Below are 26,715 nucleotides of genomic sequence, written 5' to 3'. Positions count from 1 at the left end.
TCGTCGGGCTGGTGCTGCATCACTGCAGCGGCACTGCTCCGCCACGATGCGCCCGCGCAGTGGTCGTGTCCAGCAAACCCCGGTCGGTCGCGAAGATTTTCGGTCGCTCGTCCGGCGTGGCTCACCGGTGTGTCGAAAAGTGAATCGTTTCGGATCTTCGTGGGACCTGGTGCCGGAGGGGTGAAATCCATACGCTCGTGACCACGTGGGTCTACAACGTTGTAGGCCGTCGTTCTCAAGGAGGAGTGACCATGGCACCAACGTCACAGCGCCGCCCGCGGCTTCTCGCCGCGGGAGTCGCAGCACTGTCGGTAGTCGTCTCCCTGCTCGCCGCGCCGGGGGTCGCGGCCGCATCCACCGAAACTTCGGTCGGCACGGCAGCCGGCGGCACGACGGCGGTCGCGGCACCCGCTGCTGCCTGCGGCAACGGCGCGGACGCCCTCGTCACCGGAAGCCAGTCGTCCGGGTTCACCGCTACCTATCGCGGGCGGACCGTCTACCAGGGCCAGTACTACATCAACGCCATCTGGGAGGCGTTGGGGGCGCTCAGCCCGAACCGCACCAGCCAGGAGAAGGTGTCGGTGATGGCCAGCGCCTGGATCGGCAACAACACGATCAACCTGCCGAGCCACACGTCGTTCGAGGTCTGCGGAACGCTCGACACCGGCTACGTCGCCGGACGGGGCGCGATCCAGGCGGTGGGGGTCGAGGACGTGTCCATCCCCTACCTGAGGATGACCGGGGCGCCGTACTTCGGCCTCCGCTTCGCCGACGTGCACGGCCTGCACCTGGGCCAGATCGACATGCGGATGACCGGGGGTATCGGCATCCGCTTCGAGCGTGACCTGCCGGGCAGCACGAACGTCCGCATGGACTCGGTCTACGCCTCCGGCATGCCGGGCCACGCGATCGAGACCTGGCACATCAACGGCCTCACGATCGGCACCGTCACCGCGCGGAACGTCGGCGAGTCGGGGCTGCTGATCCAGGGCACGAGCAACGCCACCATCGGGACGGTCGACGGCGACAACGTGGCCACGGGCACCGGCTACGCCACCTTCCGCATGGCCAACGCCAACGGGCCGAACATCACGGTGAACCGCGTGAAGTCGCGCGGCGGCGGCCGGGGCGTGTTCTGCGTCTCGAACTCGCGGGGTGCGCGGATCAACTCCGTCGACCTCGCGAGCAACGGCAACAACTCGATCCTCATCGAGAACTGCTCCGACATCACGATCGCCGGCGGGACCGTGAACGGAGGCGGTGAGGTGCGGCTCGCCGCGCGTACGGAGTTCCCCAACAACCGGAACATCCACATCACGCTCCGCGTGGACAACACCTCGGTGCGGGAGTCGCCGTGCGGCGAGAACACGACGTGGACCCTCACCGGGAACGGCTCCCGCAACATCTGCTGACCCCGGATACGGGCGGGCCCTTCTCCGTCTTGAGAGGGAAGCGGTCATGCCCCCGGAGTTCCTACTCTGGGGGCATGGCCGATGCTCTGTCTCCCCCCGACGCCCGGCGTCCTGGCGTGCCGCGGTCCGACGCGCCCCGTGGCGACGAGGGCGTGGTCGCCCGCGCGCTCGACTGGTTCGGCGTCGACTCCGACTGGGAGCGGGTTCCCGCCGGCCGTGACGCCTACCGCAGGGACCTGCTGCTGGGTGCGGGGTTCGCGGTGCTCGCCGCGGTCTCGATCGAGCTGGGCCGCAGCATGGGCATCTTCGAGGAGGTATCGGAGCCGTTGTGGCTCGTCTACCTCCTCGGGGTGGTCAGCACCCTGCCGCTGGCGTGGCGCCGCCGCTACCCGCTGGTGTCGCTCGTGCTCGTGTACGGGTCCTTCCTCGGGATCGGTCTCACCATCCCGTCGATCACCGTGCTCATGCCGATGCAGGTCATGTACTTCGTCGCCCTGTTCACGGCGGTCGCCTGGGCGCGGGACCGGCGGGCGATGCTCGTGGTCGTCAGTGCCTGCGTCCTGGTGATGTTCACGTGGCTGGTCTGGATGTTCGCGGTGCAGCAGGGCATCGAGGTGCTCCTCGAGGAGTTCCCGACCCGTGCGGACTGGCCCGGCGTGATCGATCCGTACCTCGCGAACAGCGTCTACCAGTTCATCGTCAACATCGCGTTCTTCGGCGGCGCGGTGGTGGCGGGCCAGATGCAGTGGAACGCGGCGCGGCGTCGGCAGCAGCTCACCGACCAGTCGGTCACCATCGAGAAGCAGGCGGCGGCCCTCACCGACCAGGCGATAGTCGCCGAGCGGGTGCGGATCGCGCGCGAGCTGCACGACGTCGTCGCGCACCACGTGTCGGTGATCGGCATCCAGGCGGCCGCCGCCCGGCGGGTCCTGGACCGTGACCCGGCCCGCGCGGCGGAAGCACTCCTGACCATCGAGCGGGAGTCCCGCGAGGGCGTCGCCCAGATGCGGAACCTGGTCGGCACGCTCCGTTCGGTGCCCGACGCCAGTGGCGCAGGCCCGTCGTCCGGGCCGGACGGCGCAAGCTCCCGAGCACCCGAACCGGGCCTGGCCGACCTCCCGGCCCTGACCGCCGCCGACGACGACGGCCTGGACACCACGTTCCGGCAGGTCGAGGAGCCCGCGGGCGCCGCGGCTGACGTGCCGGACCCGATGGGGCTCAGCCTCTACCGAACCGCCCAGGAGGCGATGGCGAACGTGCGCAAGCATTCGACCGCCCGGTCCGCGACGGTCACGCTGCGCGTGGTCCGCCGCCCGGAGACGCACGCAGGGCCGCAGTTCGAGCACGGCTTCGCCGAGGTGGAGGTGCTGGACGACGGCCGCCCGCGCCACGGGACGTCCGGCTCCGGCCTGGGGCTGCTGGGCATCCGGGAGCGGGTCGCCACGCACCAGGGGATGGTCGAGATCGGGCCGCGGGCGACGGGCGGGTACCGCGTCCGGGTGCGGTTGCCGCTGCCCGCGCCGGGTCCCGGCGCGGCGCCGATGGCTCCCGCCACGCTCCCCGCGCGGCAGGCGGCGGCTCCGGCCGAAGCTCTGCCGGCGGCCCGGACGGAGGTCGTCGGATGACGCGCGTGCTGCTGGTCGACGACCAGGCGCTGGTGCGTTCCGGCTTCTCCCTCATCCTCTCGGTGGAGGACGACTTCGAGGTCGTCGGCGAGGCGGGCGACGGCGCCGCGGCGATCGAGCTGACCCGCGCCCTGCGGCCGGACATCGTGCTGATGGACGTCCAGATGCCCGTCATGGACGGTATCGAGGCCACGCGTCGGATCGTGGCGGAGGACCTCGCGAAGGTGCTGGTCCTGACGACGTTCGACCACGACGAGTACGTCTTCGACGGGCTGGCGGCGGGGGCCTCGGGGTTCCTGCTCAAGAACTCCGACGCGGAGCACCTGGTCGAGGCCGTGCGGACGGTGGCGGCCGGCCACGCGCTGCTCGCACCGCAGATCACGCGACGGGTGATCGAGCAGATGGTCGCGGGGGAGCGGCAGGCGCCGTCCGAGCGGAGACCGACGGGCGAGCCTGTCGGGACCCACGCCGCGAGGCAGCAGATGGCGGCCCCGGCCGGCCTCGCCCTCCTCACACCGCGCGAGCGCGAGGTGCTGGAGCTGGTGGGCACCGGGCTGTCGAACGCGGAGATCGCGTCGTCCCTGTACCTCGGCGAGGCGACGGTGAAGACCCACGTCTCGAACGTGCTCTCCAAGCTGCACGTGCGGGACCGGGTGCAGGCGGTCGTCCTGGCCCATCGGGTGGGCCTGGTCTGAGCGGGACGGGCCGGCTCTCGGCTACCTGAATGTCACCGATCGTCGACACTGTTCGCGGATGTCACCGATCGTCGACATCCGCTTTGATGAATCGGATATATATCCCTTTCCCGGCGGAATGCGGAAAGGGTCAGAGAAGCGAGGTCCTGGGGAAAGGGCCTCGCTTCTCTGCGTTGTGGGAAGCCGGCGAGTTTTCGGAGAACCGGACTATTCGGTCGGTTCCGTGGAAGGCTCAGGTGAAGGCTCTGTCGACGGGTCCGGAGAAGGCTCCGTCGAAGGCTCCGGCGACGGCTCGACGCTCGGCTCCGGGGAGGGCTCGGTTGTCGGCTCCGGGGTCGGCTCCTCGGACGGCGGGTCCGTGGGCTCCTCCGACGGCGGGTCGGTCGGCTCCGGTGTGGGAGTCGGCGTCGGCGTCGGTTCCGGGGTGGGGGTGGGCGTCGGCGTGGGCTCCGGGGTGGGCGTCGGAGTCGGTGTGGGGGTCGGCGTAGGCGTCGGAGTCGGCGTGGGCGACTGCGTCGGCGGCTTCGTCGTGGGCGGGCCCGAAGGGTTGCCGGGGTGCGTCGGCCGTGAGCCGTTGCCGAGGTCGATGCCGGGCAGCGGCGCCATCGTGAAGCCGCCGCTTGGCTGGTCAGGCGGTGAATCGGCCATGTGCCGGGGGACGTACGTCGACGCGGGAGGCGGCGTGTACGTGAACTGGTTCTGCCCGGGGCGCGCGCGCACGTCGACCGTGCCGTTCTCCCCCTGGTTGGACGTCGCCTCGCGCTTCACCATCATCGGCGGCAGGCCCTGCAGCACGTCGGGCACGGCAGGTGCGGCCGTCGTGTCCCGGTCCTTGTCCGGTCCCGGTGGCTGCACGGCTACGGCACCCATGATTCCCGCCGTCAGCACGAAGGCTGCGGTCGTTCCTGTGACGATCAATCGCTTGCGCACGCTCAGCTCCCCCTGCGGGTTCAGATACTGCGTTGTGCCCTCTGTCATGGCGGTCCGTTCCCTCTGTACCGGACCACAAGACGTCCTCCGGAGCGGAATGCTCATTCCTCCGTGGACGGGCTGAAGAACCATTCAGCGCCACTCTCGTTCTTATGGCGCTCCGGATGGGACAATACGTGGCAGAACGCCATCGGCAACCGGTACGTGTAATACCAGGTCAATGGGTATGTGGATGCAGGTGCACAGACCGTGGTCGGCAGAATGTCACGAGATCGGCAACTCGAAATGCCGATCTTCTGCCGCTTTGCCGACCACTCGACGGACGGCCCCCGCCGGGAGGCGGAGCGGGTTCCGCCTTGCGGTGGATCCCCCTCCCACGTCGCGGCTCTAGCGTGACTGCCATGAGCGATCTGGAGGTGCGGGACCTGACCCGCGTGTTCGTGTCGGGCGGAGCGCCCCGGCGAGCGGTGGACGGCGTCAGCTTCACGGCGCGGTCGGGCCTGCTCACGGGGTTCGTGGGGGCCAACGGTGCGGGCAAGACGACGACCATGCGGATGATCATGGGAGTGCTCGCGATCACGAGCGGTGAGGTGCGGTTCGGCGACGAACCGGTCACCCGGCACGACCGCCGCGAGTTCGGGTACATGCCCGAGGAACGCGGCCTCTACCCGAAGCAGCCCGTGCTCGACCAGCTCGTCTACCTGGCACGTCTGCGGGGCATCGCGGCACCCGTCGCGCGCCGCGAGGTGCTGGAGCACCTCGACCGGCTCGGGCTCGCGGACCGCGCGAAGGAGCACGTGGAGAAGCTGTCGCTCGGCAACCAGCAGCGCGTGCAGATCGTCGCGGCGATCATGGGGCAGCCCAAGGCGCTCGTCCTGGACGAGCCGTTCAGCGGCCTCGACCCGGGGGCCGTCGACGCCATGGTCGACCTGCTGCGCGAGCACACGCGGCGCGGGGTGCCCGTGCTGTTCAGCTCGCACCAGCTCGACCTCGTGGAGCGCCTCTGCGAGCGGCTCGTCATCCTCGGCGGGGGCAGGCTCCTCGCGGAGGGCACACCCGACGGCCTGCGCGCCCAGGGCGTGACCAGGCACCGGCTGGTCCTGTCGGGCGACGCCGGCTTCGTCCGGGGCGTGCCCGGCGTCCTGGCGGTGGACGTGGACGGTACGTCCGCGCTGGTCGAGGTGGACGACGACGCCGCGGCCACCCGCCTCCTGTCCGCCGCCCTGGAGCGGGGCGCCGTCCAGGAGTTCTCGCCCGTACGGCCGACCCTGGCCCAGATCTACCGTGAGGTGACCGCGTGAGGAACGCATGGATGCTGGTGGCGACCCGCGAGATCGTGGTGCGGGCGCTCAACAAGGGGTTCCTGATCGGCCTCGTGGTCAACGTCGTCATGATCGGCGGGCTGATCGGCTTCACGTCCTACATGGACGGCCGCACCGAGTCGTTCGACGTCGCGGTGGTCGCGGGGGACGAGCCCGCGGCGACCGCGCTGGAGTCCGCCGCAGGGACCGCGGCCTCGGACGACCAGGACATCGAGCTGAACGTGGTGCGCGTGGACTCCGCCGCGGCCGCAGAGGCGGCGCTCGAGGACGAGACCGCCGACGCCTGGCTCAGCTCCGGCGCCGGCGACGCGGGCGGCTGGACCCTGTCCGGGTGGCGGGAGCCCGACAACGACCTGGCCGCGCTGGTCGGGTCCACCGTGCGCGACCAGGTGATGGCCGGCCGGGCGGACGCCGCCGGGACCACCGTCGACGCGCTCACGGCCGGCAGCGACGTCGAGACCGAACGCCTCGACGGCAACCCGGTGGACCCGCAGATCGTGTTCGTGGCCGGGTTCGTGCTCGCGTTCCTGTTCTTCATGGGGGCCGTCGGGTCGGGCTCGATGATCGCGGGCAGCGTGATCGAGGAGAAGCAGTCCCGGCTGGTCGAGATCATCGCCACCGCCGTGCCGCTGCGCCAGCTGCTCGCGGGCAAGATCATCGGCAGCTCGGTCATCGCGCTGGCGCAGAACCTCCTGCTCGCCGGCGTGGGGCTCATCGGCGCCTCGTTCACCGATCTCTCGGCGATCCTGCCCGCGATGTCGGCCACGATGATCTGGTTCGTCGTCTTCTTCACCGTCGGGTTCGTCGCGGTGGCCGCCCTGTACGCGGTGGCGGGCTCGCTCGCGTCGCGCACCGAGGACCTCCAGTACACGACCAGCCCGCTGATGATGCTGATCCTCGCCGTGTACGTGGTGACCTTCTCGGCCGACGGCATGCTGGAGCGCGTCCTGTCGTACATCCCACCGGCGTCGATCGTCTCGATGCCGGTGCGGGTGCTCAACGGCGACGCGCTCTGGTGGGAGCCGCTCGTGTCGCTCCTCGTCCTCCTGCTGGCCACGCTCGGTGCGGTGCTCCTCAGCGAGCGGGCGTACCGCGGGGCACTCATGCAGACGGGCGGCCGGGTCAGCTGGAAGGCGGCCATCACCGCGGACCGGGGCACTACCCTCGGGGCGTGACCGAACGCACTCAGCAGGACGACACCGGGAACGGGACGCCCGATCCGTCGAAGGTGCAGACCTTCGAGCTCATCGACGAGGTCCCCGGTGCCTTCGGCGGCCCGGAGGCCGAGGGCGCGGACAGCGACGGCCCGGACAGCGACGGCCCGGACAGCGAGGGCTCGGACGGCGACGGTTCCGCCGCGACGGAGCCGGACGCCGGAGCCGGCGAGCCCGCTCCGCGCGAGCCCGGTCGGGCGACGCTCGCGCTGGCGAGCGCCCGGGCCGCCGTCGGCCGGAACGTGCGGCGTGGTGGGTCGGCCGTCCGGCGGCGGCTGCCCACCACCCGGCGCGGCAAGGTGCTGCTGGCCGGTGGCACGGTGTCCGTCGTCGTGCTGGCTGTCGCGGCCGGTGTGCTGGTGGACGCGCGGCTGCGTGAGCAGGCGCTCCTCGCGACCCCGGCGGGGGTGCGGAGCCTGGAGGTGAAGCCGACCGAGCAGTGGTCGATCGATCTCGAGAACCCGATCGCCTCGACGCTCGTCGAGATGCCGGGCGTGCTCGCGATCGCCGGTGACGGGAAGGTCCGTGGTGTGGACCCGGCGTCGGGCGAGGTGCTGTGGACGGTCGACCTCGAGGAGAACCTGAGCTGCGGTCCGTCGGCGCTCCTCGGCGTCGGCGAGCCGTCGATCCAGGAGCCGGCCGATCCGCTCGTCTGCGTCACGTCCTCCGGCGAGGACGACGAACGCGAGCAGAGCGTCACGGTCGTCGAGGCGGACGGCGCCACGCGGAGCCGGGAGCTCGACCCCGGGGCCGAGGTCGTCCCGGTCGCGGGCGGCGGTCTCCTCCACTTCGAGATCGCGGGCGGCAAGACGGAGCAGCGTCCTGTGGTGGTCGACAAGCTGGGCGTCCCCCACCTTCCGAAGGACTTCGTCGGACCGGATCTGACGGTCGGCGTGGAGGACGCGGCGACGGGTAAGCAGCGGTGGACCGACACGCTGACCTTCGGGGCCCCGCGGCCCGACAGCTGCATCACCTATGACGAGTCCGGCGCCCCGGTCCTCGACGTCGCGGGCGCGCTGGGCTGGGACCTGCACGGTGACGTGCTGGAGGTCCAGGGCTGCGGTGTCTCGGGGGCCTTCCGGCTCGACGGCACCCGGCTCGACGACCCGAAGGACACGGAGGACCCGCCTGCCGACGGCGTCGACACCGCGTCGTTCCTGTCCCTGCCGGACGGCGGCTGGGTCGGTCCCGACACGGCGGCCGCCGACGTCGCGGTGGCCACCGACGTGGTGCACCTGCCGGACGGCGGCACCGTCGGCCTCGACGGTAACGTGCTCGTGCCGTGGGCGACCGACGGCCGCGATCCGGGGCTCGTGCTGGAGCGGGTAGGCGTGCGCACGCAGGCCAGGTCCACCTCCGCCGACGACCCCGGGGCGCTGCTCTGGTCGGCGCCACAGCTCAGGGCCACGACGCTGCTGGCAGAGGTGTCCGGTACTGCCGTCGTCCTGGACGAACAGGGGGCGGTCCGTGCCATCGACCTCGGCACGGGCGCCGACCGGTGGACCCTCTCCCCGAAGACGCTCTCGTTCGGCGACCTGGCCTGGGCGGCGGAGTCGTCGATCTTCGGCGCCTACACGGACGGCGACACCCTGCTGCTGCCCGTGAGCGCGGACCCGAGCGGCGAGTCCTCCGGGCTGCGGCTGCTCGCGGTGGACCTCCGGGACGGGTCGGTGCGCTGGGAGCTCGAGCAGGAGACCCCGTACACGCAGCTCATCAGTGTCGACGGGTATCTGGCGCAGGTCACGCAGCACGGTGTGGTGGGTCTCGGCTGATCACGTACGGGATAGCTGGTCTCGCAGGTCACGCGGGTAGGCTCCGGCCATGCCACGGCCCGCCAAGCAGGAGTCCGTAGTCTTCGACCTGGTCGAGGAGAACGGGTCGGACGGGGACGCGTACGACGACGCGAACGGTACCGCGCACGAGGTCGGTGGGAGACCGGACGTCCCTGACGAGCCCCGGCCCCTGCTGCTGGTCCGGCTGTCGCGGTTGTCGCGGCGGACCTGGGTGCTCACCGCCGCGGTGGTCGCGATCGGCGTCGTGACGGTCGCCGCGGTCGACCTGGTGCGGGACCACCGGCGCGCGGAGCTGATGCGCACCTCGCCGGTGGGCGTTGCGTCTCTCGCGGACCCGCCGGCGGAGACCTGGGCGGTGCGGTTCGACACGCCCGTCGAACAGGGTCAGGACGCGTCCATGAACCAGCAGGTGGTGATCATGGACGGGCTGCTCGTGGTGCCCCCGACCACTGGGCGGAGCTACCGGGTGGACCCCGCGTCGGGGGTCGGCGAGCCGGTTCTGCCGGGTTTCGACGAGGTGGTGGCCATCGATCCGGCGGAGGGCGGGGTGGCCTGGCGGGTCCCGCTGGGCGAAGACCCCACCTGTGGGCCGACCGGCTACGACGCGTCGACGTCGACCGAGGTGCTGGTCTGCGTGCACGGTGCGGACGACGCGCGCGAGGTGGTGGCCATCGCCCCTGACGGCAGCACCCGGTCGCGGCCCGCGGAGCTGGCCGAGGGCGAGCACGTGTTCCCGGGGCCGGACGGCACGGCGGTGCGGACGGTGCGGACCGGAGATCCGGCAGGGGAGGTGGAGTGCGACGTGTCGGGCACCTGCTCGTCCGGGTACCTGGTCCCCGGCCGGGACGTGCGTGTGACCGCGGAGGACGCCGGGACCGGCGCGGAACGCTGGACGAGCACCGTCGAGTTCGACCCGATGAACTCGATGAACTGCCAGGGGACGCCCGACTCGGGCGACTGGCCGACTCCGGAGTCGGCGACGGACCCGGACGTGGTCACCGTGAGCGCCGGGTCCGAGACGGTGGTCGTCGACGGGTGCGGCGTGTCGGCGACGTTGTCCGCGTACGGAATACGGCTCGATCTGGTGGGCGACGCCAGCCTGACCGCGCCGGCCTGGGTCACCGAGCTCGGTTCCGGCCGCTTCGCGGTGCAGGGCGAGGGGCTGGGTACGACGGTCGTCGACCAGGCCGGCAACACCCTGTACACCCTGGACGGCTGGATACGGACCGACGCGACGTCGCCCGACGCGCCCGCCGACCTGTGGTTCGTCCAGACGGCCACCGACGCGTGGGGGTTCGAGGCGGTGCGCGAGGACGGGTCCGTCGCCTGGTCGGAGCGCTACGGCCAGAGCGTGCTGCTCGCGGGGCGGGACGTGGTGGTGGTGAACCGCGGGAACCGGGTGGTGGGCCTGGCGCGGACCACCGGCGCGGAGCTCTGGAGCTGGGGCAGCGACGACCTGACCGAGATGATCCGGTCCCGCGCCCTGACCGACGGCGAGACGGTGGCCCTGGAGTACCTGTCGCGGGACGGTTCCTCCGACGGACTGCTCGTCACCCTCGACCTGGACACCGGCAAGCAGCTCTGGCACATGCCGTTGACCGGCCCGGTGATCGCCGTCGGCGGGCACCTCGTGGAGTTCACCCGGGAGGGCGTGCGCGGCCTCGGGTGATCTCCGCCGGATCGGCTGGTCCGCGCGGCGCCCGGCGCTACGCTCGGCCGCATGGCGCGCGACCCGGACGAGGGTGATGCGTTCGTCTTCGAGCTGGTCGACGACGACGCGGCCGCCGGTGACGTGCCGACGGGTCCCGCCGGGCCGGACACGACAGCCGATGCGGAGCTCGCGGCGGCCGACCCCGCGGCGTCGGGCAGCCCAGGGCGCAGGCGGCGTGCCGCCGCGCAGGCCGCGGCAGTCCTGGCGATCGTGCTCGGGACGGGGCTCGCGGTCGACGGCATCCGCGACCACGCGCGTATGGAGCGGATGCGCGACATCCCGGGGGGCGTCGCCGACCTCTCGGCACCGCTGGAGGAGACCTGGGTGTGGGCCGGCGCGGTGGGTTCCGGCGAGAGCAGCACCGCCGACGTCGTGGTGCTCGGCGGAGTGCTGGCGTTCAGGTCCGACGACGGGCTGGTCGCGCTGGACCCGGCCACGGGCCAGGAAGCCTGGACCGTGCGGCTCCGCGCGAACGCGGACTGCGGTCCGACGGTCTCGCCGGCCCGGGCCGATCCGGCGTCGGAGGCGCTGGTGTGCCTGCAGCGGACCGGGGACGGCACCGAGCGCGAGGTGGTCGCCGTCGGGCCGGACGGCGCGACGTCGGCCCCGCGCGTCCTGGACGCCGCCGACACGCGCCGGTACGGCCTGCCGCACGTCGGGCCGGACGGCGCGGTGCTGCGTGCGAAGCGCGCGGGACCGGTCTCCGCGATAGACCTCGGGGACGCCGAGTGCACGGCGGCCGGCGAATGCTACGGAACCGTCGAGGCGGGCCGTGACCTGCTGCTCCGTGCCGAGGACGCGGCGACCGGCGCCGCACGCTGGACGGTGACCGTCCCGTTCCGGGCGGCGGACGCCGCGCTGTGCGCGCGCACCTTCGGCGGGTCCTGGGGCGGCTCGGACTCCCGGCTGGTGCTCAGCGGGCAGCTCACCCCTGACACCTTCGGCGCCCGGGTCACCTCGGGCCTCGTCGATCTGAACGGGTGCGGCGTCGAGGCCTCCGTCACGTCGGACGGGGTAGTGCTCGGCACGGAGATCGAACCGGGCAGGGGCGGCGTCATCAGGCTGGGTGCCATCAGGTACGCGGGGGTGACCTTCGCGGGTGTGGCACGCGCCCGTCTGTACGCGGCCGACGGCGACGTCGTCGGCGAGATCACCGGCTACCCGCTCAGCCCGGCGGCCACCGACGAGGTAGGGCCGGCGACGCTGCTCGCGGTCGACGAGCCCGCGCGCCGGCTGCGCGCCTACGAGCCGGACGGCACACCCCGCTGGGACATCGTCCTGCAGTCGGGCGGCCAGGAGTTCCTCGCCCAGGTGGGAGACACCGCCGTCGTCACGTCCGGAGCGGGGACCGTGCGGGGGCTGGATCTCGCCACGGGCACGGAGAGGTGGGCCTGGGACGGCTCCGCCCCGGTGTCGGCGGACGACGGCGGGTACTTCGGCAGCGCCCACGTGGTGCAGGCCTTCACCGACGGCGAGTCCGTGCTCCTGCTGACCGAACGCGAGGCAGGGGGCGGGACGCAGGGTCTGGTGGCGCTCGACGCGGCCTCCGGTGCGGTGCTCTGGGACCGGCCGGGCGGCGGGCCGCTGACCACGTTCGACCTGACGGACGGCGACACCGTCGAGCAGGGCGTGGTCGGTGACCTGATAGCGGTGGACGGCAACCTGCTGGAGGTCACCCCGCGTGGCGTGCGCGGCCTCGGGTGACAGCCTTGGGTGACAGCCTCGGGTGAGTCCTGGGTGAGACCGACCCGACCGGCATACGCTCGACCGCATGGCACGTGATCCGGAGCCGGGTGGTGCGTTCGTCTTCGACCTGGTCGACGACGGCGCGGCCGACCCCGCGAGCCCCCTCGCACTGCCTGCTGCGGCCGCCGGGGGCGAGCCGGACGGGGAACAGCCGGACGTGGACGGCGCCGTGCCTGGTGAGCCCCCGGCTGGGTCGGGTCGGATGCTCCGCGGCGTCGCGCCGGTCGCCGCGGTCCTGGCGATAGTGCTCGGCACGGGTCTCGGGATGGACGGCGTCCGGGACGCCGCGCGGTCGGAGCGGATGCGTGAGGTGCACGGGGGTGTGGTCGACGTGTCCGGACCGCTCACCGAGACGTGGGCCTGGGAGGGTGACGTCGGCTCCCGGACGGCGGTCGAGGAAGGGCTGGGCGTCGAGGTGGCGGTCCTCGGTGACGTGCTCGCGTTCGAGTCCGGCGGCGAGCTGGTCGCGCTCTCCGCTGCCACGGGCGCCGAGGCCTGGGCGGTCCCGCTCGGCGCCGACCCCGACTGCGGGCCCACCGGCTCGGCGGGCTGGGGACAGGTCACGACGTCGGCCCTGGTGTGCCTGGCCGGCCCGGACACGGACCGGGTGGTGACGGTGGTCGGGCCGGACGGTGCGGTCTCGGAGCCACGCGTCCTCGACCCTGCGGACATCCGCCGGTTCGGAGAGCCTCGGCCCGGGCCGGACGGCACGGTGGTGCGCGCCGAGCGGACCGGCCGGGCGCCGACGTCCGGCCTCGGCGACGGCCGGTGCACCGAGCTGGGGGAGTGCACGGGCACGGTGCGGGCAGGTCGGGACCTCACGGTCCGGGCCGAGGACGCCGTCACCGGTGAGGAGCGCTGGCACGTGACGGTCCCGTTCCGGCCCACGCCTGCCGACCAGTGCGCCAACTGGTACGGCACCTCCTGGGACGGGTCGGGCACCGCCGTGGACCTGAACAGCATGCTCGATCCCGGCGGCTTCGGCGCCCGGATCACCGACAGGCTGGTCCAGCTGTACGGGTGCGGTGTCGAGGCCGTCATCACCTCGGACGGCGTGCCGCTCGGTACCGAGATCGAGCCCGGTACCGGCAGCGTGGAAAGCTTCCGCAACGGCGGGTACACCAGCTACACCTACAGCGAGGAGGTGCGGACCGTCCTCTACGACTCGGCCGGCACCGTCGTCGGCGAGATCGACGGGTACGCCGCGGAGCCGGGTGCCGTGGACGGGTCCGGGCCCGACACCCTCCTCGGCGTCGGGGAGCCGGGAGCCCGGGTCACGGCCTACGAGCCGGACGGCACCCCACGCTGGGACGCCGAGGTGACCACTGATGCCCAGAGCTTCCTCGCGCAGGTCGCCGGGACAGCGGTGATCCTGACCGGCGGTGGGACGGTGCGCGCGCTGGACCTCGCGTCCGGCGAGGAACAGTGGGCATGGAGGAGTACGGACGCCGACGAGTACGGGGCGGACCTCTACGTCTCCCGTAGCTTCACCGACGGGCAGTTCGTGCTGCTGGTCGTCGAGAACGGGTACGGCAGCGCGGGTCTGGTGTCGCTCGACGTGGTCTCCGGCGAGGTGGTCTGGGAGCAGCACGGCGAGGAGGCCGTGCTCGACGGATCCGGCCAGATCGGGGGCAGCGGGCTGCTGGCGATCGACGGCAACCTCCTGGAGGTCATGCCGGACGGCGTCCGCGGGCTGGGCTGACGGTGCCGGCCGACGCCGTGTCGGTGAGCCGTCCTATGGTGGGGCCATGGTGAAGATCGGCGCGCACGTGGACCTGACCGACGCGATCGGTGCGGCGAAGACGCTCGGCGCGGACACGGTGCAGGTGTTCCTCAGCGACCCGCAGGCGTGGAAGGTCCCGGACCTCCCGTACGAGGGCGGTGCCGAGGCGCTCCGGGCCGACGCCGCCGCGGCCGACGTGGACCTGTACGTGCACGCGCCGTACGTGATCAACGTGGCGTCCACGAACAACCGGATCCGGATCCCGAGCCGCAAGCTGCTGCAGCAGATCATGAACGGCGCCTCCGCGATCGGTGCCAAGGGCGTGGTCGTGCACGGCGGGCACGTCACCGCGAACGACGAGCCGGCCAAGGGCTTCGACAACTGGCGCAAGGCGATCGACGCCCTGGAGACCGACGTCCCGGTGCTCATCGAGAACACGGCGGGCGGCGACTACTCCATGGCGCGCCGGCTGGAGCGGATCGAGGAGCTGTGGGCGGCCGTGACCACGGCGAACGGCGGCGACAACGTCGGGTTCACCCTCGACACCTGCCACGCCTGGGCCGGTGGGTTCGACCTCGCGACGGCCGTCGACCAGATCCGCGCGATCACCGGCCGCATCGACCTGGTGCACGCCAACGACTCGCGCGACGTCGCGGGGTCGGGTGCGGACCGGCACATCAACTTCGGCAAGGGGCTGATCCCCGAGGAGCTCCTGGTCGGGGTGGTCGCGGCGGCGGGCGCCCCCGTCATCTGCGAGACCAAGGGCGACATGGCACCCGACATCGCCTGGCTGCGCGAGCGGCTGGGCTGACCCACCCACCGCCGGTCGAGCTTGTCGAGACCACCTGGCAGGATCGGACGCATGGCAACGACGCAGCGGGTAGTGGTCACCGGCGCGAGCGGAAAGCTCGGCCAGTTCGTGGTGGAGCACCTGGTGGACTCGGGCTACCACGTGGTCTCGACCGACCGCGTGGCACCCCCGCCGGGCAGCCCCGGAGACTTCACCGTCGCGGACCTGACGGACCTCGGCCAGGTGATCGAGCTCCTGTCCGGCGTGGACGAGGGACGGGCCGCCGACGCCGTCGTGCACCTCTCCGCGATCCCGGCGCCCGGCCTGGCGACCAACGCCGCGACGTTCCGCAACAACGTGCCCAGCACGTACAACGTGCTGCGCGCCGCCCAGGTCGTCGGCATCCGGAACGTGGTGACCGCGTCGTCCGAGACCGTGCTCGGCCTCCCGTTCGACGTGCCGCCGCCGTACCTCCCGGTGGACGAGGAGTACGACGTCCTGCCGCAGTCCACGTACTCGCTCGGCAAGTCGCTCGAGGAGGAGATGGCCAAGCACTTCACGCGCTGGGACCCGGAGCTGAAGGTCGTCGCGCTCAGGTTCTCCAACGTGATGCGCCCCGAGGACTACGCCCGCTTCCCGTCCTGGCAGGACGACGCGCAGGCCCGGCGCTGGAACCTGTGGGGCTACATCGACGGCCGCGACGGGGCACAGGCGGTGCGCCGCGCGCTCGAGGCGGAGCTCACGGGGTTCGAGGCGTTCGTCATCGCCAACGAGGACACCGTGATGCGGCGCAGCTCGGCAGACCTGGCGGCGGAGGTCTTCCCCGACGTGCCGCTCCGCCGTCCGCTCGAGGGCCGGGAGACCCTCCTCAGCATCGACAAGGCCCGCCGCCTCCTGAACTACGCCCCGACCCACACCTGGCAGGACCACGCCTAGCCCGCTGAGTGCTGGGTATTTGTCGTGCTCAGCCCTCTTTTCGCGCAAATACCCAGCACTCAGCGGTCGGGGAGGGTGATCTGGTCTCGGGTTCGGATCTCCGACCAGGCTCGGGCGCGCGGGAGGCGGTGGATGGTGATGTCCGTCGGGCGGGTGCCCGACGGCGTCCGGGGCGGCTCCGCGAGCACGTCCGCCCCCGGGAGCGGGCCCAGACCCAGCCGGGTGAGCGCCGCGACGTCGGCCACCGGCACCTGGTAGGTCCGGAACGGGCCCAGCGGCGGGATGTCGTCCCGGGCCAGGGCCTGTGCGGTGATGGCGTGGAGCTGGGCGTCGTCGAGCTGTGGCGTCTGGTCCAGCACGAAACCGGTGGCCCGCAGCACGTCGCCCGGTCCCACCCAGGCCACCACCTTCCAGAACAGGCGCGGGATGCGGACGCCGCGGTAGAGCGGGTCGTCGGCGGCGAAGACCGGCCCGGTCTGCACCGCCAGGCGGTGGTCATGGGCCGCGGCATACGCGAGCACGTGGTCCTCGAGCCCGTTCCACAGCTCCTTCGACTGGTTGAACCTGTTCACCTGCGGCGCGGCGTTCGTGTAGATGAACGTGTCGTGGTTGGCCCGGGCGGCGGTCTCGGCGTCGCCCCACACGGGGTCGAGACGGCGGACCAGGTGGCCGCGGTCGAGCGGGTTGCCCGAGTACAGCTCGCTGCCCGACTGCTCCCCGGAAGCCACCCGGTGGTCCAGCCGCCACCGGCCGCTGCGGCGCAGGGCCAGCAACGATGCGCCGTCGACCATGCAGGCGGTGGCCGCGGCGAGCCGGCGCCGCGGATCGAGCAGCACCGAGAAGTGGGTGTAGTCCAGGACACGTACCTCGTCGGACGAGACCGGAAGCGGGACGGTGAAACCGAGGAACTCTGCGTCATAGCCGGTCACAGACAGACAGCCAACCAGAGTCGGGCAGGTCATGACCAGACCAACAATCGGACACGATGAACGGGCAATGGCAATCTGGTCCTAGGCTCTCACCCGTGAGTGAATCAACTCAGACCGTTCGCGGCAACGCCCGGCACGAGGTACCCGACCCGCTGCGCGAGGATGTACGCCTCCTCGGCGGACTTCTCGGCAGGATCCTCCGCGAGGACGGGGGCCAGGATCTGCTGGACGACGTCGAACGTCTCCGCGAGCTGACCATCCGCGCCTACGGCGACCCGTCGCCGCACGCGCTGGACGAGGCGGCGGACCTGGTCGCGTCGTTCTCGGTCGAGCGCGCCGAACAGGTCGCCCGCGCGTTCACCTGCTACTTCCACCTCGCGAACCTCGCCGAGGAGTACCACCGCGTCCGCGTGCTGCGCTCCCGCGAGGCCGAGACGACCACGGGTCCGGCGGTCCTCGAGGACACCATCCCCGCGGCGTTCGCCAGGCTCACCGAAGAGGTCGGGAGGGACGAGGCGCTGCGCAGGCTCGGCGAGCTCGAGTTCCGGCCGGTGCTGACGGCACACCCGACCGAGGCGCGCCGCCGGGCGATCAGCGGCACCATCCGCCGCCTCGCGGACCTCCTGGCCGAGCGGGACACGCGCCGCCCCGGCGGCGTGACGCTCGCCGAGAACGAGCGGCGCATGCTCGGCGAGATCGACACCATGTGGCGCACCGCACCCGTGCGGACCAGCAAGCCCTCGGTGATCGACGAGGTCAAGACTGTGATGGGCGTGTTCGACGCCGTCCTCGTGGACGTCTTCGGCGACGTGTACCGGCGGCTCGACGACTGGCTCCTGGCCGACGACGCCGGCCGCGCCACCCCCGTCGCCAAACCGTTCGTGAAGCTCGGGACCTGGATCGGCGGCGACCGCGACGGCAACCCCAACGTCACCGCGGAGATCACCCGGCAGGCCGCGGCCCTCGCCGCGGACCACGCGCTGGCGGCGCTGGAGCGGCTCGCCGTGGAGACCGGGCGCAAGCTGACGCTCGACGCCGAGGGCACCACCCCGTCGTCCGACCTCAACGCGCTCTGGCAGCGGATCCGCCAGATGTCCGAGGAGGTCGCCCGGCGGGCGCAGGAGGCCTCGCCGAACGAGCCCCACCGTGCGGTGATGCTGGCGCTCGCGGAGCGGATCTCCGCGACCCGAACCCGCGACGCCGACCTCGCGTACGCGAACGCGGAGCAGTTCGAGGCGGACCTGATAGTCGTGCAGGACTCGCTGGTGGCGGCCGGCGCGGCCCGCGCCGCGTACGGGGACCTGCAGCGCCTGGTCTGGCAGGTGCAGACCTTCGGGTTCCACCTGGCGGAGCTCGAGGTGCGGCAGCACTCCCAGGTGCACGCGGCGGCCCTCGCCGAGATCCGCGAGCTGGGGATCAACGGCGCGCTGAGCGACAAGACCCGCGAGGTGCTCGACACCTATCGCGCGCTCGGCGCCATCCAGCGCCGGTTCGGCGAGCGCGCCGCGCGCCGCTACATCGTGTCGTTCACGCAGGCTCCCGAGCACCTCGCCGCCGTCTACGAGCTGGCCGCGCACGCGTTCGCGGACGACCCCGAGGCCGGGCCCGTGATCGACGCGATCCCGCTGTTCGAGACCTTCGCGGACCTGCAGAACTCGGTGCCGATCCTGGACTCGATGCTCACGCTGCCCGCGGTGCAGAAGCGGCTGACCGAGAACGGCCGGCGCGTCGAGGTCATGCTCGGCTACTCGGACTCGTCCAAGGACGTCGGTCCCGTGGCGGCGACGCTCGCGCTGCACGACGCCCAGTCGCGGATCGCCGAGTGGGCCCGCAACAACGACCTCAAGCTCACGCTGTTCCACGGCCGCGGCGGCGCGCTCGGCCGCGGTGGTGGCCCCGCCAACCGGGCGGTGCTGGCCCAGCCGCCGCACTCGGTGGACGGGCGCTTCAAGCTGACCGAGCAGGGCGAGGTCATCCTCGCCCGGTACGGCGACCCCGTGATCGCGTCCCGGCACATCGAGCAGGTGGCCGCGGCGACGCTGCTGGCGTCCGCACCGTCGGTAGAGGCCGTCAACGAGAGCGCCGCCGCGAAGTTCGCTCCGCTCGCCAAGGCGCTCGACGCGACCTCCCGTGAGCGGTTCCACGAGCTCGTGAAGGCTGACGGGTTCCCGAAGTGGTTCGCGCAGGTCACGCCGCTCGAGGAGGTGGGGCTGCTGCCGATCGGTTCGCGTCCCGCCAAGCGCGGTCTCTCCGTCAACTCGCTCGACGACCTGCGTGCGATCCCCTGGGTCTTCTCCTGGTCGCAGGCCCGCATCAACCTGGCCGGCTGGTACGGCCTGGGCACGGCACTCGCCGCGGTCGGCGACGTCGAGCTGCTGAAGTCGGCGCGCGCCGAATGGCCGCTGTTCGCGACCATGCTCGACAACGTCGAGATGTCGCTCGCCAAGACCGACGAGCGGATCGCCGCGCAGTACCTCGCGCTGGGTTCGCGCGACGACCTCGCCGCGATGGTGCTCGACGAGCTCCGCCTCACGCGCGAGTGGGTGCTGAAGATCAGCGGCAACGAGTGGCCGCTGGCCTCCAAGCGGGTGCTCGGCCGCGCCGTGCAGCTGCGGTCGCCGTACGTCGACGCCCTCTCGTTGCTGCAGGTCCGCGCGCTGCGCGGCCTGCGCACCGGGTCCGACGGCGGCTCCGCGGTCGACGGCGACTACGCCGGACGGCTGCAGCACCTGCTGCTGCTCACCGTGAACGGTGTCTCGGCGGGCCTGCAGAACACGGGGTGAGCCGACCGGCGTCGAGATCGCAGAAGCCGGTGGACCGATGGGAGAGACGATGAGTGCGGTACTGGTCGGGACGTCCCACGGGACCGACGATCCTGCGGGACAGGCGGCGGTGCGCGCCCTGCTCGACGGCGTCCGTGCGGCGCGGCCCGAGCTCGACGTACGCGAGGCGTTCGTGGACGTGCAGCAGCCGGAGGTTGACGACGTGCTGGCGGGTGCCGTGCGGGACGCCGGCTCCGCCGTGGTCGTGCCGCTGCTGCTGTCCACGGGGTACCACGTGCGGCACGACATCGCGCAGGCCGTCGCCGCTGTCAACGCCTCCGGCGAGGGTGCTCCTGGCGAGCGTGTGGCGGTAGCCGCCGAGCCGCTCGGGCCGCACCCGCTGCTCGTCGACATCCTCGCCGACCGGTACGCCGCCGCCGAGGCGGCACACGGTCCGTTCCGGCCGGACGACGCGGTGGTGCTCGCGGCCGCCGGCTCCTCGGTGGCGGCGGCTGCCACCGCCGTCGAGGAGGTCACGAGCGCGTTGGCCCAGCGACTTGGGCGGCCCATCACACCGTCGTACGGAGCGGGGGCGGAGCCGCGCGTGCCTGCCGCGGTGGCCGCTGCCCGGGCCGCGGCGCCCGGGGGGTCCGGGACCGCCGGCTCCGCGGATACGTCCGCGCCGCGGGTGATCGTCGTGTCCTACCTGCTCGCGCCCGGGTACTTCCTGGACCGCGTGCTGGAGGCGGGCGCCGATGTGGTGACCGACCCGGTCGCGGGCCCGGCCCGAGCCGAGAAGGCGGACCCGCGCCTGGTCCAGGTCGTGCTGGACCGCTACGACGCGGCGATCGCGTCCTGAGACCGTTCGGCTGGGCTCACTCCCAGCCGAACGCCGTCCGCACCCGCCCCACGCTGGACTGCAGGCCCCACGTGGCGGTCAGCGCCGCCAGCGCGTCGGGGTCGGCGGGCGCCTTGGGCACCGCCGGGTCGAACGCCGGCAGCGGCGCGTCCCGTGCGACCTGGACGACGACGGGCGCGACCTGCAGGTAGGCGTCGGCCTCCTGCAGGCGGCGGCGCTGCGTGGTGGTCAGGCCCTTGTCGCCGGAGTCACGGGCGGCGAGGATCCCGGCCAGGTCGCCGTACTGCGCGAGCAGCTTGGCCGCCGTCTTCTCGCCGACCCCCGGCACGCCGGGCAGGCCGTCGCTCGGGTCGCCCCTGAGCGTCGCCATGTCCGCATAGGCCTGCCCGGACGCGACGCCGTACCGCTCGGCCAGCCGCTTCTCGTTCACCACGTCGGGGTCGCGGATGCCGCGCGCCGGGTACAGCACGCGCACCCCCGCGGCGTCGTCGACCAGCTGGAACAGGTCGCGGTCACCGGTGACGATGTCGACCGGGCCGGCGTTCTGCTCGACGGCACGAGCGGTCAGGGTGCCGATGACGTCGTCGGCCTCGTAGCCGGGCACACCGACGCGCGCGATGCCGAGCGCGGCGAGCACCTCGACGATGATCGGGACCTGGGCGAGCAGCACCTCGGGCACCTCCTCGATGCCGGTGGTGCCGGGCACCTCCTGCGCCACGCGGTGCGCCTTGTAGCTCGGGATCGCCTCCACACGGAACGCGGGGCGCCAGTCGTCGTCCCAGCACGCGACCAGGCGGTCGGGGCCGTGCGTCGTGGCGAGCCAGGCGACGGTGTCGAGCAGGCCACGGACGGCGTTCACGGGCGCACCGCTCGGTGCCCGCAGCGAGTCGGGGACGCCGAAGAAGGCGCGGAAGTACAGCGAGGCGGTGTCGAGGAGCATCAGGCTCATGCAGCGAAGCCTGCCACGGCACACCGACACGCGTACGTTGAGCGCGCTGTGGGCCTCGCAGGGCGCAGTACGGGAACAATTTGGGTGAAATAGCGGCCGAAGGCCGGTTCCGGTCTGGTGTGCCCGTAGTGTCCGAACATGGCAAGCAAAGTACAGCAGGTGACCGAGGTGATCGAGGGACTCGGCCTTGGTATGGCAGCTATCGGCGAGACGCGAGTTACGTCCGCCAAGGCAGATCTCGAGCGCGCGCTGAGCTACGCGTGGTCGAGCTGGGAACACACCAGCGACTACCCGTTGATCGAGCGGGTGCAGAAGCCGGAGAACGAGCTCCGGGCCGGGATCAGCGGATCCAGCCGGCGGACGAACGCCGCGGTGGTCTGGCGAGAGGGCGGCGACCAGTTCGTCGTCGACATCGCGCTGGTGAACCGGACACCTGAGGAAGCGGCGCGCTTCGTCGGCGACCGGCCGCTCAAGGAGTGGACGCTGCTCGCCGAGCTCTTCCTCGGCGCTCTGAACCCCGGCGAGGTGCCGGTCTAAGGCCGCCGAACGAGGCGCACCGCCGACGACGACCCGAGCGGCGTCGCGGGCCCGGGTCAGCCGTACGGTCCGCTCACCACCGTGCCCAGCCACATGCCCAGTCCGGCTGCCGTGACGGTGACCATCAGCGTGCCCAGAGAGTTCGCCAGCGCGAGCCGCATCCGGCCGGACTGGGCCAGCCGCACGGATTCCACAGTGCTTGTGGAGAACGTGGTGTACCCGCCGCACAGGCCGACGACGAGGGTGAGCTGCAGCAGCCGGGCGGTGTCGTGCGGCACCCCGAGGTAGGCGAGCGTGAAGAGCAGCGTCGTGAACAGACCGATGAGGAACGAGCCGGTCACGTTCACGACGAACGTGCCCCACGGGAACCCGCCGTTGTGGCGGGCCCGGATCTCGCCGTCGACCATGAACCGGGCGGCGGCGCCCAGGCCCCCGCCGACGGCCACCACGAACAGCTCGAACATCTAGGTCACCTGCGCTCTCGTCGTCGGTCGGCGCGTGCGGCCAGCGCGATCCCGCCGAGGCAGGCAGCGGTCCCGCCCGCGAGGGTGAGTAGCACGTAGAGCAGCGCGAGCCAGCCGAGCCCGTCGCCGAACAGCTGCTGCGTCTGCAACGCCAGCGCCGAGTACGTGGTGAAGCCACCGAGCACGCCGGTCCCGATCCCGATGCGGATCTTGCGGCGTCGCACGGTCTCGCGGCCGCGGCGGGTGAGGGCCTCCAGGAGATACCCCAGGGCGAGCGCGCCGACCACGTTGACCACGAGCGTCCCGATCGGGAAGAAGAGGATCGTCTCGCCCGCGCTCGGGAACAGGATGGTCAGCGGAGTCAGGAGGATTCCCGACCAGAAGGTCAGCAGGTGCCGGGCGACCGAGCCCGCGGCTCCGCCGAGCGCGACGAGACCGACGTACCGCCAGTCACGGTGCGGCGCTCGGGTCACCCGGTGTGCTCCTTCGTGAACGCTCGACAGGTTGTGGAAGAACCTATCGCTCACGACGTCGACGCCGCCCCCGGAAGGACCACCACGGGGCGCGGCTGGTTGTGGATGAGCCGGCCGGCGACCGTCCCGCCGACGATGTTGGTGGTCCAGCCGCGCAGGCCGGAGCGCCGAGCGCCGACGACGATCATCGCTGCCTCCACCTGGTCGGCCACCCGCCCCAGCTCGGCGGCCGGGTCACCGGCGCCGCGCAGGGCGCTCCACGGCAGGCCGACGTCGGCCATCGCCCTGTTCAGGCCCGCCAGGACGTCGGCCCCGTACGCGTCCGAGGACACGGCGATGTCCGGATCCACCGAGACGGTGAATCCCCGGGAGTCGGAGACGGCTGTCTCGTCGACCCACACGCATACGAGCTCGATCAGGCTCCCACCCAGGGACTGGACGAGCGACGCTGCCCGCCGAGCCAGGTCCGGATTCTTGTGGTCAACGCCGACCACCACGGATCGCACAGTCACCCTTGTGAGGGTATGGCCAAATGCCTACTCGAGGTGGTCCGGCAGGCCGAATCGGGGAAACCACTTCTCCGTGTCGATGAAGGTGGTGATGCCGGTGATGTGCTCACCGTCGTTCTCCAGCACCACGATGCCCCACGGGAAGTGGCCGCCCTTCGGGTCCGGGCGGTACTGCGCGAACCCCGGCGTGCCGTTGACATGGATCGGTACCAGGCGCGATCCCTCGCACCCGTTGCCCGGGCCGAGCATCCACGCCTGGATGTTCTCGATGCCCTCCAGCCACATCGCGTACGGCGGCATGTTCATGACCGCGTCCTCGCGCAGCAGGTTGGCCAGCGCCTGCATGTCGTACCGCTCGAACGCCGCGACGTACCGCTCCAGCAGCTCGGACTCGCCCGCCGACGGCGTTGCGGAAGCCTCCGACGTGCCCGACCTGTCCGGCGCCTTGTCCGCGAGCGTCGCGCGCGCCCGCTGCAGCGCACTGTTCACGGACGCCACCGACGTGTCGAGCAGCGTGGCGACCTCGGTCGCGGGCCAGCGCAGCACCTCGCGCAGGATGAGTACCGCGCGCTGCTTGGCCGGCAGGTGCTGCAGCGCGGCGACGAACGCCAGGCGCACCGACTCGCGCGCGATGGTCGTGTCCGCGGGGTCACCCGCGCCGGGGAGCACGTGCTCCGTCGGGACGGGTTCGACCCATGCGTACTCGGGCAGGACGTTCGCGAGGCTCTCCTCGACAGGGTCGACCGCGGCGCCGAGGCCCATGGGTCGCTCGCGCTTGGCCCGGCTCGAACCGAGCTGGTCGAAGCAGACGTTCGTGGCGATCCGGTACAACCAGGTGCGGAGCGAGGAACGCCCCTCGAACCGCTCGTAGGACCGCCACGCGCGCAGGAGGGTCTCCTGCACCGCGTCGTCGGCGTCGAACGCGCCGCCCAGCAGCCGATAGCAGTACCCGGTGAGCTCGCGGCGGTAGACCTCCAGCTGTGCGGAGAGCTCGTCCGCAGCCAGGTCCTCACCGGTGCTTTGCCTAGGATGTGACGCTGTCTGTGCCATGGATCACACGTTACGCGGCACCACTGACACGCTCCCCTGGATTCGATCCTGGCCGAAGCCAACGGCCCGACTTCACCCCGGCGTCAGCGCAGGTCGAGCTCGAACCAGACGGTCTTGCCGGTCCGTCGGCTCCCCCGCCGGCCCGTCCGGTGCTGCCCTTCGGCCGGCTCGCCGTGCCGGTCCACGCCCCAGCGGGACGCGAGCCGCTCGAGGAACTGCACGCCGCGCCCGCCGAACTCGGTGACCGTCGGGTCGCGCAGCTCGGGCTGCGCGGTCGACGAGTCCCGCACCCCTACCCGCAGGCGCTCCATGTCCACCTCGACGGTGGCGGTGAACGGCGCCTGCCCGTGGTCGACGGCGTTGGTCAGCACCTCGGACGTCAGCAGCATCACCGTCCGGCGCAGCGCCATCGGCACGGCGCAGCTCTCCAGGACGTCGTCGACCCAGATACGGGCCGGGCCGACGTCGCTCAGCGAGGGGGCGAGCTTCCGTTCCGCGGTGGCGGGCCGTCCCAGCGACGGCGGGCCCGACGGGGCCGCCGCCCGCACGCGGACGGCGAGCACCGCGACGTCGTCCCGCTGGTCGTCCGAGGCGAGGCGGCGCACGAGGGTCACGGGGAGCGCCGCGGTGGCCGTGTCGCCCAGCACGCCGAGCGTCTTCTGCAGGCGGTTCAGCCACTGGTCCGGTGTGGTGCCGCGCTGCTCGGCGAGGCCGTCCGTGTAGAGCAGGAGCGTGTCGCCGGGGTACAGCGTCGTGACGTGGTCGGTGCGTTTCGCCGTCGGCCGGACGCCGAGCATCATGTCCGGCAGCACCGAGAGGCGCTCGACCGTACCGTCCTCCCTGAGCACGAGGGGCGGCGGATGGCCGGCGGTCGACCACGTGAGCTGATAGGCGGCGCCGCCGGCCCGCTCCAGGCGGGCGACCACCGCGGTCCCGCTGGCGAGCAGCCCCAGGCCCGAGTTGGCCTTGTCGAGCAGGGACAACAGGGCCGACGGCGACTCGTCGTGGCTCCACGCGAACGCCCGCAGCAGGGACCTGAGCTGGCCCATCTTCGCCGCGGCGCGCATGTCGTGGCCGGTCACGTCGCCGATCATGAACATGGTGGCGTCGTCGTCCACCGCTACCGCGTCGTACCAGTCGCCGCCTATCTGGTCGGAGCGCGTGGCGGGGGAGTAGGTGGCCGCCATGTCGAGGTGCGGCACCTCGGGCAGCCGGCTGAGCATCGCCCGCTGCAGCGTCTTCGCGGACTCGCGGCGTTCTTCCAGGAGCCGTGCGCGCTCGAGGGCGTGACCCGTGTAGTGCGCGAGACCGGTCTGCAGCGCGTACGAGTCCTTGTCCGGCCCGCGGTCCCGGTCCCACGCCAGCCCGATGACGGCGACCACGGCGCCGGACGTCACCACCGGGAGGAAGGCGCGGGCGCCGATGTCCGGGTCGCAGAGGTCCTTGATGTCCGGGAAGGCCGAGAAGAGCTCGTCGCCCGACCGGAAGAACAGCGGACGGCCCGTGCGGGCGGCCTCGGCCAGCGGCCGCTGGTCGTCCAGCTTCGCCTGCCGCAGCCGCTGCGGGAACTGCGGCTCGGCGTGGACGAGCGAGCGATAGGTGATCCCCCGTCCGTCCGCGTCCATCAGGGCGAACGCGCAGTACCGCGCGCCGATACCGGCGGTACTGACCTCGACGATCACCTCTTCGACCTGGTCCATGGTGTTGGCGTTCGCGAACGCCTCGCTCAGCGAGAGCAGGAACCGGCTGCGGCGGTTGGCACGGACCGCCGTCTGCTGGATCCGGCGCGCGCGCTCCCGCTCCGCCCGTAGCCGCAGCTCAGCGGTGCAGGCCGCGGCGAGGTCGGCGAGGGACGCGCGGTCGTCCTCCGACCACTCGCGGGGCTCGTCCACGACCGCGCACAGGGCGCCGACGGCGCGGCCGCGCAGGTCGAACACCGGGTAACCGGCGACGGCGACCAGGCCCATCTCGCGGACGAGGTAGTTGTCGCGCAAGAGCGGGTCGAGGCGGGCGTCCGACGTGACGACCGGCTCGCCGCGCGTGGCGATCACGTTCGTGAGCGTCCCCGGGTACTGCAGCATGCGGTTCGACTGCATGGGTTCCGGCATCCCGGAGGAACCTGCCAGCACCTGCCCCTGCGGAACCACGAAGTACACGACGGCGGCCGGCACCTTCAGGTGACGCCGAACCAGGCGAGCAAATCGGTCAAAGGCCTCATCAGCAGTGGGAGCACCGAGACCGACGTGCTCAAGGTCTCGCAACGCCTGGAGGTCCGTCGGCATCTGC

22 protein-coding genes are annotated in these 26,715 nt (G+C 72.1%); 14 read left to right on the top strand and 8 right to left on the bottom strand.

Annotated elements, in window-relative coordinates; all coding sequences use genetic code 11:
* Nucleotides 1-251: 251 nt before the first annotated feature.
* The 3 genes from ACNYC2_RS27255 (at nucleotide 252) to ACNYC2_RS27245 (ending at nucleotide 3,732) form a co-directional block, all read left to right on the top strand.
* Nucleotides 252-1,412, top strand: a complete 1,161-nt coding sequence (locus ACNYC2_RS27255) for a right-handed parallel beta-helix repeat-containing protein (RefSeq protein ID WP_419704747.1) — start codon at nucleotides 252-254, stop codon at nucleotides 1,410-1,412.
* A gap of 74 nt (nucleotides 1,413-1,486) precedes the next feature.
* Nucleotides 1,487-3,037 carry a sensor histidine kinase gene (locus ACNYC2_RS27250; protein WP_419704746.1) on the top strand — a complete coding sequence of 517 codons (1,551 nt, stop codon included), beginning with the start codon at nucleotides 1,487-1,489 and terminating at the stop codon, nucleotides 3,035-3,037.
* Complete coding sequence (locus ACNYC2_RS27245; RefSeq protein ID WP_419704745.1) at nucleotides 3,034-3,732, top strand: response regulator; 699 nt, start codon at nucleotides 3,034-3,036, stop codon at nucleotides 3,730-3,732. The genes ACNYC2_RS27250 and ACNYC2_RS27245 overlap by 4 nt, the downstream gene beginning before the upstream one ends.
* 207 nt (nucleotides 3,733-3,939) lie before the next feature.
* On the opposite strand, the gene ACNYC2_RS27240 is transcribed toward ACNYC2_RS27245, so the two are convergent.
* Nucleotides 3,940-4,710 carry a hypothetical protein gene (locus ACNYC2_RS27240; protein ID WP_419704744.1) on the bottom strand — a complete coding sequence of 257 codons (771 nt, stop codon included), beginning with the start codon at nucleotides 4,708-4,710 and terminating at the stop codon, nucleotides 3,940-3,942.
* A 353-nt stretch (nucleotides 4,711-5,063) separates the two neighbouring features.
* Here ACNYC2_RS27240 and ACNYC2_RS27235 point away from each other — a divergent pair, with 353 nt between their 5' ends.
* From ACNYC2_RS27235 to ACNYC2_RS27200, 8 genes are all read left to right on the top strand, one after another.
* Nucleotides 5,064-5,963 carry an ABC transporter ATP-binding protein gene (locus tag ACNYC2_RS27235; RefSeq protein ID WP_419704743.1) on the top strand — a complete coding sequence of 300 codons (900 nt, stop codon included), beginning with the start codon at nucleotides 5,064-5,066 and terminating at the stop codon, nucleotides 5,961-5,963.
* Nucleotides 5,960-7,159 carry an ABC transporter permease gene (locus ACNYC2_RS27230; RefSeq protein ID WP_419704742.1) on the top strand — a complete coding sequence of 400 codons (1,200 nt, stop codon included), beginning with the start codon at nucleotides 5,960-5,962 and terminating at the stop codon, nucleotides 7,157-7,159. The genes ACNYC2_RS27235 and ACNYC2_RS27230 overlap by 4 nt, the downstream gene beginning before the upstream one ends.
* Nucleotides 7,156-8,970 (top strand): PQQ-binding-like beta-propeller repeat protein, encoded by a 1,815-nt coding sequence (locus ACNYC2_RS27225; protein WP_419704741.1) that lies wholly within the window; start codon nucleotides 7,156-7,158, stop codon nucleotides 8,968-8,970. Before ACNYC2_RS27230 ends, ACNYC2_RS27225 begins: the two co-directional genes overlap by 4 nt.
* A 49-nt stretch (nucleotides 8,971-9,019) precedes the next feature.
* Complete coding sequence (locus ACNYC2_RS27220) at nucleotides 9,020-10,660, top strand: PQQ-binding-like beta-propeller repeat protein (RefSeq protein ID WP_419704740.1); 1,641 nt, start codon at nucleotides 9,020-9,022, stop codon at nucleotides 10,658-10,660.
* A gap of 51 nt (nucleotides 10,661-10,711) precedes the next feature.
* On the top strand, nucleotides 10,712-12,406 hold the full coding sequence (locus ACNYC2_RS27215; RefSeq protein WP_419704739.1) for a PQQ-binding-like beta-propeller repeat protein: 1,695 nt from the start codon (nucleotides 10,712-10,714) through the stop codon (nucleotides 12,404-12,406).
* A 67-nt stretch (nucleotides 12,407-12,473) separates the two neighbouring features.
* Nucleotides 12,474-14,150: a PQQ-binding-like beta-propeller repeat protein gene (locus tag ACNYC2_RS27210; RefSeq protein ID WP_419704738.1), complete on the top strand. Its 1,677-nt coding sequence runs from the start codon at nucleotides 12,474-12,476 to the stop codon at nucleotides 14,148-14,150.
* Nucleotides 14,151-14,196: 46 nt separating this feature from the next.
* Nucleotides 14,197-14,982 (top strand): deoxyribonuclease IV, encoded by a 786-nt coding sequence (locus ACNYC2_RS27205; protein ID WP_419704737.1) that lies wholly within the window; start codon nucleotides 14,197-14,199, stop codon nucleotides 14,980-14,982.
* 51 nt (nucleotides 14,983-15,033) lie between these two features.
* Entirely contained in the window at nucleotides 15,034-15,897 is an 864-nt protein-coding gene (locus ACNYC2_RS27200) for an NAD-dependent epimerase/dehydratase family protein (RefSeq protein WP_419704736.1), read from the top strand.
* Between the two features lie 59 nt (nucleotides 15,898-15,956).
* Here ACNYC2_RS27200 and ACNYC2_RS27195 read toward each other — a convergent pair whose 3' ends face one another.
* Nucleotides 15,957-16,826, bottom strand: a complete 870-nt coding sequence (locus ACNYC2_RS27195; RefSeq protein WP_419704735.1) for a DNA/RNA non-specific endonuclease — start codon at nucleotides 16,824-16,826, stop codon at nucleotides 15,957-15,959.
* Between the two features lie 56 nt (nucleotides 16,827-16,882).
* Here ACNYC2_RS27195 and ACNYC2_RS27190 point away from each other — a divergent pair, with 56 nt between their 5' ends.
* Complete coding sequence (locus tag ACNYC2_RS27190) at nucleotides 16,883-19,609, top strand: phosphoenolpyruvate carboxylase (RefSeq protein ID WP_419704734.1); 2,727 nt, start codon at nucleotides 16,883-16,885, stop codon at nucleotides 19,607-19,609.
* A 49-nt stretch (nucleotides 19,610-19,658) separates the two neighbouring features.
* On the top strand, nucleotides 19,659-20,447 hold the full coding sequence (locus ACNYC2_RS27185; protein ID WP_419704733.1) for a sirohydrochlorin chelatase: 789 nt from the start codon (nucleotides 19,659-19,661) through the stop codon (nucleotides 20,445-20,447).
* A 16-nt stretch (nucleotides 20,448-20,463) separates the two neighbouring features.
* On the opposite strand, the gene ACNYC2_RS27180 is transcribed toward ACNYC2_RS27185, so the two are convergent.
* Nucleotides 20,464-21,396: a 5'-3' exonuclease gene (locus tag ACNYC2_RS27180; RefSeq protein ID WP_419704732.1), complete on the bottom strand. Its 933-nt coding sequence runs from the start codon at nucleotides 21,394-21,396 to the stop codon at nucleotides 20,464-20,466.
* 138 nt (nucleotides 21,397-21,534) lie between these two features.
* On the opposite strand from ACNYC2_RS27180, the gene ACNYC2_RS27175 reads away from it, so the two are divergent.
* Nucleotides 21,535-21,933 carry a hypothetical protein gene (locus ACNYC2_RS27175; RefSeq protein WP_419704731.1) on the top strand — a complete coding sequence of 133 codons (399 nt, stop codon included), beginning with the start codon at nucleotides 21,535-21,537 and terminating at the stop codon, nucleotides 21,931-21,933.
* Between the two features lie 56 nt (nucleotides 21,934-21,989).
* On the opposite strand, the gene ACNYC2_RS27170 is transcribed toward ACNYC2_RS27175, so the two are convergent.
* The 5 genes from ACNYC2_RS27170 to ACNYC2_RS27150 form a co-directional block, all read right to left on the bottom strand.
* Nucleotides 21,990-22,397, bottom strand: coding sequence for a fluoride efflux transporter FluC (locus tag ACNYC2_RS27170; RefSeq protein WP_419704730.1), 408 nt, complete (start codon nucleotides 22,395-22,397; stop codon nucleotides 21,990-21,992).
* A 5-nt stretch (nucleotides 22,398-22,402) separates the two neighbouring features.
* Nucleotides 22,403-22,870, bottom strand: a complete 468-nt coding sequence (locus ACNYC2_RS27165) for a fluoride efflux transporter FluC (protein ID WP_419704729.1) — start codon at nucleotides 22,868-22,870, stop codon at nucleotides 22,403-22,405.
* Nucleotides 22,871-22,920: 50 nt separating this feature from the next.
* Nucleotides 22,921-23,382, bottom strand: a complete 462-nt coding sequence (locus ACNYC2_RS27160) for a universal stress protein (RefSeq protein WP_377136523.1) — start codon at nucleotides 23,380-23,382, stop codon at nucleotides 22,921-22,923.
* Nucleotides 23,383-23,406: 24 nt separating this feature from the next.
* Nucleotides 23,407-24,429 (bottom strand): sigma-70 family RNA polymerase sigma factor, encoded by a 1,023-nt coding sequence (locus ACNYC2_RS27155; protein WP_419704728.1) that lies wholly within the window; start codon nucleotides 24,427-24,429, stop codon nucleotides 23,407-23,409.
* Between the two features lie 83 nt (nucleotides 24,430-24,512).
* The gene (locus ACNYC2_RS27150) at nucleotides 24,513-26,711 is read right to left on the bottom strand and encodes a SpoIIE family protein phosphatase (protein WP_419704727.1); all 2,199 of its coding nucleotides are present in this window, start codon (nucleotides 26,709-26,711) and stop codon (nucleotides 24,513-24,515) included.
* Nucleotides 26,712-26,715 lie beyond the last annotated feature (4 nt).

It is taken from the genome of Promicromonospora sp. NFX87 (genome assembly GCF_048564965.1).
GTDB lineage: Bacteria > Actinomycetota > Actinomycetes > Actinomycetales > Cellulomonadaceae > Promicromonospora.
The sequence above is the reverse complement of the archived record's forward strand: the minus strand, read 5'-3'. Positions and strand labels throughout refer to the sequence as shown.

Bases quoted from the DNA above. Each gene is read 5' to 3' on its own strand.
- ACNYC2_RS27155 (WP_419704728.1), bottom strand. From the start codon at position 24,429: ATGGCACAGACAGCGTCACATCCTAGGCAAAGCACCGGTGAGGACCTG.
- ACNYC2_RS27220 (WP_419704740.1), top strand. From the start codon at position 9,020: ATGCCACGGCCCGCCAAGCAGGAGTCCGTAGTCTTCGACCTGGTCGAG.
- ACNYC2_RS27255 (WP_419704747.1), top strand. From the start codon at position 252: ATGGCACCAACGTCACAGCGCCGCCCGCGGCTTCTCGCCGCGGGAGTC.
- ACNYC2_RS27180 (WP_419704732.1), bottom strand. From the start codon at position 21,396: ATGAGCCTGATGCTCCTCGACACCGCCTCGCTGTACTTCCGCGCCTTC.
- ACNYC2_RS27250 (WP_419704746.1), top strand. From the start codon at position 1,487: ATGGCCGATGCTCTGTCTCCCCCCGACGCCCGGCGTCCTGGCGTGCCG.
- ACNYC2_RS27235 (WP_419704743.1), top strand. From the start codon at position 5,064: ATGAGCGATCTGGAGGTGCGGGACCTGACCCGCGTGTTCGTGTCGGGC.
- ACNYC2_RS27240 (WP_419704744.1), bottom strand. From the start codon at position 4,710: ATGACAGAGGGCACAACGCAGTATCTGAACCCGCAGGGGGAGCTGAGC.
- ACNYC2_RS27215 (WP_419704739.1), top strand. From the start codon at position 10,712: ATGGCGCGCGACCCGGACGAGGGTGATGCGTTCGTCTTCGAGCTGGTC.
- ACNYC2_RS27190 (WP_419704734.1), top strand. From the start codon at position 16,883: ATGAACGGGCAATGGCAATCTGGTCCTAGGCTCTCACCCGTGAGTGAA.
- ACNYC2_RS27210 (WP_419704738.1), top strand. From the start codon at position 12,474: ATGGCACGTGATCCGGAGCCGGGTGGTGCGTTCGTCTTCGACCTGGTC.
- ACNYC2_RS27150 (WP_419704727.1), bottom strand. From the start codon at position 26,711: ATGCCGACGGACCTCCAGGCGTTGCGAGACCTTGAGCACGTCGGTCTC.
- ACNYC2_RS27205 (WP_419704737.1), top strand. From the start codon at position 14,197: ATGGTGAAGATCGGCGCGCACGTGGACCTGACCGACGCGATCGGTGCG.
- ACNYC2_RS27175 (WP_419704731.1), top strand. From the start codon at position 21,535: ATGGCAAGCAAAGTACAGCAGGTGACCGAGGTGATCGAGGGACTCGGC.
- ACNYC2_RS27185 (WP_419704733.1), top strand. From the start codon at position 19,659: ATGAGTGCGGTACTGGTCGGGACGTCCCACGGGACCGACGATCCTGCG.
- ACNYC2_RS27200 (WP_419704736.1), top strand. From the start codon at position 15,034: ATGGCAACGACGCAGCGGGTAGTGGTCACCGGCGCGAGCGGAAAGCTC.
- ACNYC2_RS27170 (WP_419704730.1), bottom strand. From the start codon at position 22,397: ATGTTCGAGCTGTTCGTGGTGGCCGTCGGCGGGGGCCTGGGCGCCGCC.
- ACNYC2_RS27245 (WP_419704745.1), top strand. From the start codon at position 3,034: ATGACGCGCGTGCTGCTGGTCGACGACCAGGCGCTGGTGCGTTCCGGC.